The sequence below is a fragment of the Streptomyces sp. NPDC047974 genome, from assembly GCF_040653375.1.
In the GTDB taxonomy this organism is placed as follows: Bacteria; Actinomycetota; Actinomycetes; order Streptomycetales; family Streptomycetaceae; genus Streptomyces.
Genome location: NZ_JBEZNU010000037.1, coordinates 49,637 through 59,989 on the forward strand (window position 1 = coordinate 49,637; position 10,353 = coordinate 59,989).

At 73.3% G+C, this 10,353-nt stretch carries 8 protein-coding genes; 3 read left to right on the plus strand and 5 right to left on the minus strand.

The window, feature by feature from the left end:
- Positions 1 to 44: 44 nt before the first annotated feature.
- Positions 45 to 2,177 carry a DNA helicase RecQ gene (recQ, locus tag AB0E19_RS33800; RefSeq protein ID WP_362187280.1) on the minus strand — a complete coding sequence of 711 codons (2,133 nt, stop codon included), beginning with the start codon at positions 2,175 to 2,177 and terminating at the stop codon, positions 45 to 47.
- Between the two features lie 149 nt (positions 2,178 to 2,326).
- On the opposite strand from recQ, the gene AB0E19_RS33805 reads away from it, so the two are divergent.
- The gene (locus tag AB0E19_RS33805; RefSeq protein WP_362187283.1) at positions 2,327 to 2,587 is read left to right on the plus strand and encodes a lipopolysaccharide assembly protein LapA domain-containing protein; all 261 of its coding nucleotides are present in this window, start codon (positions 2,327 to 2,329) and stop codon (positions 2,585 to 2,587) included.
- 27 nt (positions 2,588 to 2,614) lie between these two features.
- Here AB0E19_RS33805 and AB0E19_RS33810 read toward each other — a convergent pair whose 3' ends face one another.
- Positions 2,615 to 3,205, minus strand: a complete 591-nt coding sequence (locus AB0E19_RS33810; RefSeq protein ID WP_362187286.1) for a TetR/AcrR family transcriptional regulator — start codon at positions 3,203 to 3,205, stop codon at positions 2,615 to 2,617.
- A gap of 342 nt (positions 3,206 to 3,547) precedes the next feature.
- Between AB0E19_RS33810 and AB0E19_RS33815 the strand changes: the two genes are divergently transcribed.
- Positions 3,548 to 3,907, plus strand: a complete 360-nt coding sequence (locus AB0E19_RS33815; RefSeq protein ID WP_362187289.1) for a hypothetical protein — start codon at positions 3,548 to 3,550, stop codon at positions 3,905 to 3,907.
- Here AB0E19_RS33815 and AB0E19_RS33820 read toward each other — a convergent pair.
- From AB0E19_RS33820 to AB0E19_RS33830, 3 genes are all read right to left on the minus strand, one after another.
- Positions 3,873 to 6,290 carry a SpoIIE family protein phosphatase gene (locus tag AB0E19_RS33820; RefSeq protein ID WP_362187292.1) on the minus strand — a complete coding sequence of 806 codons (2,418 nt, stop codon included), beginning with the start codon at positions 6,288 to 6,290 and terminating at the stop codon, positions 3,873 to 3,875. The two genes, AB0E19_RS33815 and AB0E19_RS33820, sit on opposite strands and share 35 nt — an antisense overlap.
- A gap of 79 nt (positions 6,291 to 6,369) precedes the next feature.
- The gene (locus AB0E19_RS33825) at positions 6,370 to 8,457 is read right to left on the minus strand and encodes a SpoIIE family protein phosphatase (RefSeq protein ID WP_362187295.1); all 2,088 of its coding nucleotides are present in this window, start codon (positions 8,455 to 8,457) and stop codon (positions 6,370 to 6,372) included.
- 184 nt (positions 8,458 to 8,641) lie between these two features.
- Complete coding sequence (locus AB0E19_RS33830; RefSeq protein ID WP_362187298.1) at positions 8,642 to 8,998, minus strand: DoxX family protein; 357 nt, start codon at positions 8,996 to 8,998, stop codon at positions 8,642 to 8,644.
- A 489-nt stretch (positions 8,999 to 9,487) separates the two neighbouring features.
- Between AB0E19_RS33830 and AB0E19_RS33835 the strand changes: the two genes are divergently transcribed.
- The coding region (locus tag AB0E19_RS33835; RefSeq protein WP_362187302.1) for an extracellular solute-binding protein at positions 9,488 to 10,353 on the plus strand (866 nt) is incomplete at its 3' end.

The following is a 10,353-nucleotide window of genomic DNA, read 5'->3' on the forward strand; positions in this document are numbered from 1 at the left end:
CGGCGGGCCCGGCCGGACGGTGGTCCGGCCGGGCCCGGCGCGTGTCACTCCCAGTCGTCCCAGGACGGCTCGGGCTCGTCGTCGCCGAAGAAGAGCGGCTCGTCCTCGGGAGGCGCGGTCACGGCGGCGGGACGGGCGGCGGCCCGGGCCGGGCGCGCGGGCCGGTCGGCGCGCCCGGTCGGCACGGACGTACGCGGCGTACCGGCGGCACGGGCCTCCGGCGGGTCCGCCGCGTCGGTCGCGGCACCGGCCGGGCTCGGATCCGCCTCGGGCTCCGGGGCGGACCCGCCGCCCGCCGCTCCGGCGAACTCGGCGAGGGCCTCCAGGACCCCCTCCCCGTACTTGGCGAGCTTGGCCTCGCCGACGCCGCCGACCGTGCCCAGCTCGGCGACGCTCCCCGGCAGGCTGGTCGCGATCTCGCGCAGCGTGGCGTCGTGGAAGACGACGTACGCGGGCACGCCCTGCTCGCGCGCGGTGGCCGCGCGCCAGGCCCGGAGGGCCTCGAAGACGGGCACGGCGGCGGCGGGCAGGTCGACGGGGACGCGGGACTTGCCGGACTTGCCGCCGCTCTCCTTGCGCGGCGCGGCGGCCTTCGCGGCCTCCTTGCGCATCGGGACCTGGCGCCGGCCGCCGAGGACGTCACCGCTGGCCTCGGTGAGGACGAGGGTGCCGTAGTCGCCCTCCACGGCGAGCAGGCCCTGGGCGAGGAGCTGGCGGATCACTCCCCGCCACTCGGGCGTGCCGAGGTCGGCGCCGATGCCGAAGACGGAGAGGGTGTCGTGGTCGAACTGCAGGACCTTGGCGGTCTTCTTGCCCTGGAGGATGTCGATGATCTGGCCGGCGCCGAACTTCTGGCGCCGCTCGCGGGCCAGCCGCCACACCGTGGAGAGCAGCTTCTGTGCGGCGACCGTGCCGTCCCAGGACTCGGCGGGGGTCAGGCAGGTGTCGCAGTTGCCGCAGGGCCCGGACGTCTGGCCGAAGTAGGCGAGCAGCCGGACGCGGCGGCACTCGACGGTCTCGCAGAGGGCGAGCATGGCGTCGAGGTGGGCGGCGAGGGCGCGCCGGTGGTTCTCGTCGCCCTCGGAGCCGTCGATCATCTTGCGCTGCTGGACGACGTCCTGGAGCCCGTACGCGAGCCAGGCGGTGGCGGGCTCGCCGTCACGTCCGGCGCGGCCGGTCTCCTGGTAGTAGCCCTCGACGGACTTGGGCAGGTCGAGGTGGGCGACGAACCGGACGTCGGGCTTGTCGATGCCCATGCCGAAGGCGATGGTCGCGACGACCACGACGCCGTCCTCGCGGAGGAAGCGCGCCTGGTTGGCGGCGCGCGTCGCGGCGTCCATGCCCGCGTGGTACGGGATGGCGTCGACGCCGTTCTCGGCGAGGAAGGCGGCGGTCTTCTCCACGGAGGACCGCGACAGGCAGTAGACGACTCCGGCGTCCCCCGCGTGCTCGGTGCGGATGAGGTCGAGGAGCTGCCGGGTCGGGTTGTTCTTGGCGGCGATCCGGTACTGGATGTTGGGCCGGTCGAAACTGGCGACGAAGTGCCGGGCCTCGTCCAGGCCGAGCCGGGTGGCGATCTCGCCGTGGGTGGCCTCGGTGGCCGTCGCGGTCAGCGCGATCCGCGGCACCTTGGGCCACCGCTCGTGGAGCATGGAGAGCGCGAGGTAGTCGGGCCGGAAGTCGTGGCCCCACTGGGAGACGCAGTGGGCCTCGTCGATCGCGAAGACGGAGACCGTGCCCCGGTCGAGCAGCCGCTGCGCGCCCTCGGTGCGCAGCCGCTCGGGGGCGAGGTACAGGAGGTCGAGCTCACCGGCGAGGAAGGCCTGCTCGACGGTCTGCCGCTCGTACGGGTCCTGCGTCGAGTTGAGGAAGCCCGCGCGGACCCCGAGCGCGTTCAGCGCGTCCACCTGGTCCTGCATCAGCGCGATCAGCGGCGAGATCACCACGCCCGTGCCGGGTCGCACCAGCGCCGGGATCTGGTAGCACAGCGACTTGCCGCCACCGGTGGGCATGAGCACGAGGGCGTCGCCGCCGGCCACCACGTGCTCGATGATCTCCTGCTGCTCGCCCCGGAAGGAGCCGTAGCCGAAGACCCGGTGGAGCACGTCCAGGGCGTCGGAGGAACCGTCGGGACCGGTCGAGGAGGAGGTGTCGGAGGAAGCGTCGATGAGGGCCACCCGAAAAGCCTAGCCGCCCGCGCCCCTCCCCCGGGCCGCCCGCCGCAGCCTGTGGACGACTTCCCGAACCCCCGCTCCACCGGGACAGGGACCGCGGCCGGCTCGATACTGGGAAGGGCACCCTCCCTCCCCGAGAGAGGAACCGGCTCATGTCCCGGAAGACCGCCCAGCAGCCGCACGAGCCCGCGACCGTCACGTTCAAGGGGCGGGACATGCGACTGCGGAACATCGCGTTCCTGCTGGTCGCCGCGCTCGCCGTCTGGTTCATCGCCGCCAACACCGGCTCCGTCACGATCCGGCTGTGGATCCCGACGGTCACGCTCCCTCTCTGGATCGTGCTCACCGTGACGCTGCTCGTCGGCATCGTCCTGGGCCTCCTCATCGCCCGCCGACGGGCCGCCCGGCGCTGAGCCCGTACGGCTCCTCGCGGCAGGCGCTCAGGAGGCCGGACCGAGCGCGTCGACGAGGACGGCCTCCAGCTCGGCGGCGACGCGGTCCAGCGGCTCGGGGCTGCGCTTGGCCCGGCACAGGGCGACGGAGCCCTCGACGGACGCGACGACGAGGGTCGCGACCCGTGCGGCCCGCTCCGCATCGACGCCGCGGGCGCGCAAGGAGGCGCCCAGCAGCCCCTCCCACTCGCCGAACACCTCGGCGGCGGCCTCCAGGACGGACGAGCCCCCGGGGTCGGCGGGCTCCTCGATCGCCACCGCGAGGACCGTGCAGCCGGCCCGGAAGTCGGTGCCGACGACGATCGCGCGCCACATCTCCAGGAGGGCGCGCAGCCCGGCGACGGGCTCCTCGGACACCCGCTCCCGCAGCACGCGCGCGACGACCTCCCCCGCGTACCGGACGGCCTCGGTGGTCAGCTGCTGCTTGCCGCCGGGGAAGTAGTGGTAGGTGGAGCCGAGCGGGGCCTTGGCGTGCTTCGCGGTCTCCCGGATGCTCGTCGCGTTGAGCCCGCGCCGGCGGATCATGTCCGCCGCACCGGCGACGATCCGCTCCCGCGCGGGCGGACTGGCCTCGGTCACGGCTGCTCCTCCTCGACGGCGCCCCCGAACGGCGCCGATCGCCCCACTCTACTTCGATCACCCCTGGTCGGCCCGGGCCCGACGGCCGACGCTGCGGCGGTCCGGATATTGAGACGACTTTCCCACGGCAGAGGCCCTGTGCCACGATCACCGGCATGCAGCGCCAGCTCATTATCGGCACCGGCGTGCCGGCACGGGACTGACCCGGGAGCGATCCTCCCCGGACGACCCACCGCCCGCACGCAGACCTCTCGCATTCCGCGAGGGGTCTTTTCGTTTTCCGCCACCAGCGACTCGCCACCGCCCCTCGGCCCACCCGCCCGGCAGACAGGAACGCCCGACATGGCTCACGGAACCTCTCGCGTCACCCCCTCCACCGTCCCCGGTCGCACGCTGACGCTCACCCTCGACAACACTCCTGCCGCCCTGCGCCGGGTCACCTCCGTCCTCGGCGCCATCCCCGTGACCCGGCTGTCCTACGCCTCCACAACCTCGCCCCGGGCCACGGCCCGGATCACCGTCCCGAGCGCCGACGCCGACCGCGCCCGCAACAAGCTCGACCGCCTGGTCGAAGTCCTCTCCGTCGAAGTCCTCCCCGTCGAAGTCCTCCCCGTCGAGGTCCTCCCCGTCGAGGACACCACCTGGGCGGGCGGCTCCTCCCCCGGGCTCACTCCTCCGTCGGGCCGTGCTCCGCGCCGATGAGCTGTTCCGTCCAGATCGTCTTGCCCGACGCGTCGTAGCGGCTGCCCCATCGCGTGGTGACCTGGGCGACGAGGAAGAGTCCGCGACCGCCCTCGTCGTCGTTGTGGGCGCGGCGCAGCCGGGGCTGGCTCTCGCTGGAGTCGGACACCTCGCACACGAGCACACGGTCGCGTACCAGGCGCAGGACGATGTCGCCCCTGGCGTAGCGGACGGCGTTGGTGACGAGCTCGCTGACGACCAGCTCGGTGGCGAAGACGTTCTCGTGGAGCCCCCAGGCGGTCAGCCGGGCGACGGCGACCTCGCGGGCCTCGGCGACGGCGGCGGGATCGGGCGGGAAGCGCCACTGGGCGACGGAGTCGCCGGGAACGGCACGGGTGCGGGCGAGGAGCACCGTGATGTCGTCGGACCGCTCGGCCGCCTGCCGCTCCGGGTCCACGAGTTCCTCGCCGATCTCCCGCAGCGGGCGTCCGGGGCGGCAGGCCCCGCGCAGGCTCGCGGCGAACGCCGCCTCGGTGTCGGCCAGGGGGCCCACCGGGTCGCGCCGGCCCCGGCGCACGATGTCGAGGAGGCCGTCGCTGAACATCGCCAGCACGCTGCCGGCGGGCAGGGACACCTCCGTGACCTCGAAGGGCACCCCGCCGACGCCGAGGGGAGGCCCGGGCAGGACGTCGACGACGTGGGTGGTGCCGTCGGGGTGGACGACGACGGGGGGAGGATGGCCGGCGCTGGCGAGACGGCACAGCCGGCTGACCGGGTCGTAGACGGCGTACAGGACCGAGGCGCCCAGGGTGTCGGGCTGGTCGGACTCCGCCGCCATGCGCTGGACCAGGTCGTCGAGCCGGACCAGCAGTTCGTCGGGGGCGAGGTCCAGGTCGGCCAGTGTCTGGACGGCGGTGCGGAGCCTGGCCATGGTGGTGCTGGCCTTCAGGCCGTGCCCGATGACGTCGCCGGTCACGAGGGCCGTGCGCAGCGAGGACAGGGCGATCACGTCGAACCAGTCGCCGCCCACCCCGACCTCTCCCGGGGGAGGCAGGTAGATGCCCGCCGTCTCCGCCGCCGCGGTGCTGGACGACACCGGTGGGAGGAGGCTTCGCTGGAGGGTCTCGGCCACCCGGTGCTCGCGGGTGTAGCGGCGGGCGTTGTCGATGCCGAGCGCGGCCCGGGTGATGATCTCCTTGACGAGTTTGGCGTCGTGGCCGGTGAAGGCGTACGGGCGTCTCGTCCGGAACACCTGTACGTAGCCGAGCACCCGGCCTTGGGCGACGAGGGCCGCGCCGATCGAGGCGTGCAGGTCGCGCGGCACCATCCGGGCCGCCTGCGGCACGTCGCCCAGGAAGCCGAGATAGTTCTTGAGGTCGTTGGAGACGAGGACGGTGCCCCGCTCCAGCTCGCGGAAGCCCGGCTGGTCGGGGACCGCCGGCAGGATCTCGTCCACCTGGACCAGGTCGGACGGCCAGGCCCCGTGGGCGTGTTTGGCGGCGATGCGGCGGAAGTCGCCGCGCAGCCCGTGGACGCGGAGCGGTGGCTCGGCGCCCTGGAGGGCCGCCTCGGAGATCTCCACCGCCGCCAGGTCCCCCAGTGCCGGGACCAAGGTGTCGACCAGTCCCTCGGCAGTGCGGCGGATGTCCAGCTCGTCACCCGCGCGGGAGGCCCGGTACACCAGGTTGAGCCGGCGGCCCGACTCGTAGCGCTCGGTGACGTCCACCAGGGACGTGAAGGCACCGCTGATGTCGCCCCGCAGGTCGTAGAGCGGGGCCGCGGTCAGCGAGTAGACCAGGTCGGACTGGTCCGGCCGGGGGGCGCGCAGGACGCCCGCGGCTCCCACCACGGGGAGTCCGGTCTCCATGACCTGGCGCAGCAGGTCCGCGCCGGTACCGCCGCCGTCCATCATGGGCATGTCGCACAGCAGGTCACGGCCGCCCGCGCTGAAGCGGCCGGCCCGCCGGACGGCGGGACTCCACCGGCGCAGTCGCAGGTCGCGGTCGACGAGGGCCACCTGCCAGGCGTCCTGTTCGAGGACCGTCCGCGGCATCGCGGTGTAGTCGCCCCAGGCCGTGAGAACGTCCACGGGCAGCCCCCACGCGAGGACCGCCGAGCCGCTCATCGGCAGGAGCCTGACCCAGACGTCCACGCACGCGCCGTCGACGCGCCGCAGCGCCAGAACACGTCCGCCCGGCGCCCCGGAGGCTCGCTCCCCGCGCGGTGGGCGGGGAGCCACGAGCGCCCGAGCGGGGCGTCCGATCACGTCGGCGTCGGCGTACCCCAACAGCTCGGCGGCCTCGCGCGTCCACCCGGCGAGGGCGCCCGTTCCGTCGATGACGGCGGCGATCACGCCGTCGAGGGGCGCGGGAGGGACGCCTGATGCCGCGCGGGACACACCCATCCGACCACCTGGCCTCTGTCGTGGCGACAGCATCAGTGTCCGGCACCTCCCTCGGCCCGGCAAACGCGTCCGGGGTCGCTCAGCCCTGTCGGCCGGGATCGTCACGCTCCGAGCGCCCTCCCGGCGGTCCGGGCACCGACGGAGGCACGCGCAGGGCCACCAGGGCCATGTCGTCGTCGCTGTCCTCGGCGGGCATCTCGGCCAGGAGCGCGTCGCAGAAGGCGTCCAGCGGCAGCCGGCAGGCGTCGAAGGCGTGCCGGCGCAGGCGCTCGAGGCTGACGTCGATGTCCTCGTGGCGGCGTTCGACGAGTCCGTCGGTGTACAGCAGGAGCGTGGACCCCGGCGGCAGCGCTTCGGTCGCGGTGTCGTAGTGGGGGTCGGGAGCGAGGCCGAGGAGCGGGTCGTGGGCGACGGTCAGGAAACGGGAGGTTCCGTCGGCCTCGACGAGCAGCGGGGGCGGATGTCCGGCCACGGAGTACTGGAGGGCGAAGCGTCCAGGTGCCGGACGTTCCACCCGGCCGAGGACGCAGGTCGCGGTGCACTCCAGGTAGAGGGTCTGCACCGACCGGTCCAGGCGGCGCAGGACGGAGCCCGTCGAGTCCTGGCGCCCCAGGGCCAGCCCGCGCAGCATGTTGCGCAGCTGACTCATGGTGACCGCCGCGGGCAGGTCGTGGCCCGTGACGTCCCCGATGGTGAGCACGAGGCTGCCGTCGGCACGCTCGAAGGAGTCGTACCAGTCCCCGCCGATCTGGGCCGCGGCATTGCTGGGCCGATAGCGGACGGCGATCTCCAGGTCGGGCAGGGCCGGCGGGTCGCTGAGCAGGCTGCGCTGGAGCGCGAGCGCCACCTGCGTGGTCCGCTGGTACTCCAGCGCCCTGCCGAGCGGCGCGTGGGCCTGCTCCAGCAGCAGGCCCAGAAGTTCCGTCTCCGCCGGCCCGAGTGGCGTACGGTCTCCGCTCACGGAGGCGGTGACGAGCGCGGCCACCGTGCCCTCCACGACGACGGGCAGGAGAATCACGCTGTTCGCTCCGGGCGGGAGCCACGGCTCGGTGTCCGGAGGGGCGAGTTCGGGCGGGGGCCTGCCGGCCGGGAAGACGGCGTGCACCGGGCTGCGGTGCTCGACCGCGCGCTGCAGGGGACCGCCGGGGCGCAGGTGTTCCGCCCGGTGCGGTGGGAGTTCGGGCAGGTCCGGCCGGGTGGTGGCGACGACGCGCTCGGCGGACCGGGTGTCGCCGGGGTGCGGAAGCGTCTCCGGCAGCAGATAGACACTGCAGCTGTCGGCGACGGCGGGCACGACCACGTGGGCGAGCGCCGCGAGCAGTTCGCCCAGTTCCGCGATTCCCGCGGTGGCGGCGATCGCCCGGGCCATCAGCTCGTCACGCCGGGCCTCCTGCCACTCCTGCTCGACGTCCGTGCAGGTACCGACCCATTCCAGCACCCTGCCGCGGTCCAGGACCGGTGCCGCCTCGACGGCGACGTGCCGGTACCCCCCGTCGGACATGCGCACGCGGTAGGTGGTCGTGAAGCGCGCGGGCACCTCGACGAGAGCCCTTTCCCAGTCCCGGACGACGGACGCCCGGTCCTCGGGGTGGAGCGCCTCGGACCAGCCGTCGCCCCGGTACTCCTCCCAGGTCTGGCCGGTCATCAGTTCCCAGCCGGGACTGCGTTCGACCACGCCGCCCTCCGCGGCGATCACCCAGATCGCCTGGGAGCCGGCGGCGACCAGGCTGGCGTAGCGCAGCACCGCGAGCCGGCGTTCCTCCGACAGGACACGGATCCGCTCGACGGCGGCGACCTGCTCGGTGACGTCCAGCATCACGGCCAGCACTCCGTGCGATCCGTCGGCCGAGGTCAGCCTGGACAGGGCGCACGTGAGGTGGCGCGACGGCTCCCCGTCGGCCCCCGGGCGGGACAGGCGCACCGGAACAGCCGCGAGCAGCTCCGACCGGCCCGTGGCCAGAACCCGGTCGAGGACCTCGGAGGAGTCGGTCGGAGACGTACCGGACAGGCCGGCCATGACGGGAAGGAACTCGCGGAGCGGCGCGCCCGGCGAGTGGTCGCCGAACATCTCGCGGTGGGCCGCGTTGCGGTACGCGATCCGGTGCTGCGGCCCATGGGTGACGATCACCGCCGCCGGCGTGGAGTCGCAGGCGTCGGGACCGATCACGGACTGCCCACCGTCCTGTCCCACGCGCACCACCGATGCTTCCGGACCACAGCCCTCTTACCGGCTCCGGGACCTCGCCCCGATGGGACCATGATGCGCCTCCCCGGCGGCTTTGGAGGCGACGAGGGGCGGCGCGCTGGGCCGACCGTGTCGTCACCGACAGGAGCCTTCTGCCGTACTCCGGTCACCAGGTGCCGTGGTGGGACAGGTTCAGGGCCAGAGCGGCGACGGGCAGACAGAAGAACACGGCCCAGGCACCGAGCCGGTGGTCGCCGACCCTGAGGTGGACCCACAGCGCACCGAGGAAGTACAGCACGAGGCCGACGGCCGCGGCGGTGCCCAGCAGCGGCACGGCGAACCCGGCCACCAGTCCCACGGCCCCCAGGCCCAGCAAGGTGCCGAGCCACCGCATCCAGGACCGGGGGACGCCCATCTTGTCCGCCTGGCTCTTCGGATAGTCGTGACCGATGAGGTTGGCGAGGGCGGCCGAGCCGTTGACGACCGAGGTGAGGACGGTGACCACGACGTAGGTGGCGAACACGGGAAGCTCCTTCTGCTGCACGGGAACGGTGATCGTTCACCTCCTTGACCGCACGGCGCCCCTCGATCTGACACCTCGCCCGGGGAGTCTCCACGGAGCTCCCTCCCCGTCGCCCCCGAGGCCGGAGGAACGCTCCCCGGTGTCCGGCACGATGTCCACGCGGACGGCGCCCTGCGCCGGGGATCGCGTGCGCGTCCTGTGGCCGCGCGCAGGGCCGCCCCGGCCGGGGATCGCCGCTCCCCTCCCCGTACTTGACGCCCCTCTGCGGCGGTGCAACCATCGAGCCTTCGATGATTACGTAAACATTTCTGCCTCGGGCCTTCCCTCCAGCGCTTCCCACCTGGCTCCGCCACGCCTCCGTCGCCTCCTCGGTGCGGGCGCCGCTGCCCAGCGGGCAGACGGGGCCGCGTAGCGGCAGCCCTGCGGCGTACCAGCCCTCCGCCCCTTCCGTCCGTCCCACCCGCACGTCACCCGTCAGGAGCAGACCCCATGGGCAACCGCACCCCCCGCAGACTCCTCGGCACGCTCCTCGCGGTCTCCGCCATGGCCCTCACCGCCACGGCCTGCGGCTCCGACGACTCGGACGCCGGCACCGGCGGCACCACGGGCCCGAAGGACATCGCCGCCGCACTGGAGAAGGGCGGCAAGGTGACGGTCTGGGCCTGGGAACCCACCCTGAAGAAGGTCGCGGCAGACTTCGAGAAGAAGTACCCCAAGGTCGACGTCGAACTCGTCAACGCCGGCACCGGCGACAAGCAGTACACCGCCCTGCAGAACGCCATCGCCGCCGGCTCCGGCGCCCCCGACGTCGCCCAGATCGAGTACTACGCCCTCGGCCAGTTCGCCATCGGCAAGTCCGTCGAAGACCTCTCCCCCTACGGCGCCATCACGCATGCCCAGAAGTTCACACCGGGCCCCTGGCACGCCGTTCACCAGGACGACCGCATCAACGCCCTGCCGATGGACTCGGGGCCCATGGCGTTCTTCTACAACAAGAAGGTCTTCGACCGGCACGGCGTCAAGGTGCCCACCACCTGGGACGAGTACGTCGAGGCGGCCCGCACCCTCCACAAGGCCGACCCGAAGATCTTCATCACCAACGACACCGGCGACGCCGGCGCCACCACCAGCCTCATCTGGCAGGCGGGCGGCCGCCCGTACCTCTCCCGCGGGACCAGCATCAGCGTCGACTTCGAGGACGAGGGCACCAAGAAGTACACCGCCACCTGGCAGAAGCTCCTCGACGAGAAGCTCGTCGCTCCCATCAGCTCCTGGAGCGACGCCTGGTACAAGGGACTCGCCGACGGATCCATCGCCACCCTCTCCATCGGCGCCTGGATGCCCGCCAACCTCAC